Source organism: Achromobacter sp. SIMBA_011, from assembly GCF_046535435.1.
Classification (GTDB): domain Bacteria; phylum Pseudomonadota; class Gammaproteobacteria; order Burkholderiales; family Burkholderiaceae_B; genus Achromobacter; species Achromobacter dolens.
Genome location: NZ_JAWRWN010001186.1, coordinates 1 through 237 on the forward strand (window position 1 = coordinate 1; position 237 = coordinate 237).

Sequence of the window (237 nt, forward strand, 5' to 3'; positions counted from 1 at the left end):
GCCGTTTTCATCTCGCCACAAAGCGACATCAGGCTGCGCTCATCGACATAACCCATCGTCGCATGGCCGTTTTGAAGGGCCGCTATCTGCATGTTTTCAAGAATCGAAAGTGGGAGAAAACAGCCGGTTGCCTTGCGGTCCTCCGTCAACAGCGCCATGCCCATGCGCATCGCATCCGCCGGCGAACGGATCGTGACCGGGGCGCCATTGATGCGGATTTCGCCTTCGCTTGCCGGC

Annotated in this window: 1 pseudogene; it reads right to left on the reverse strand. The window is 59.1% G+C overall.

Annotated features, from left to right (window positions below):
• Positions 1-237: pseudogene (locus tag SB816_RS34790) on the reverse strand (D-xylose ABC transporter ATP-binding protein); the annotation flags it as partial.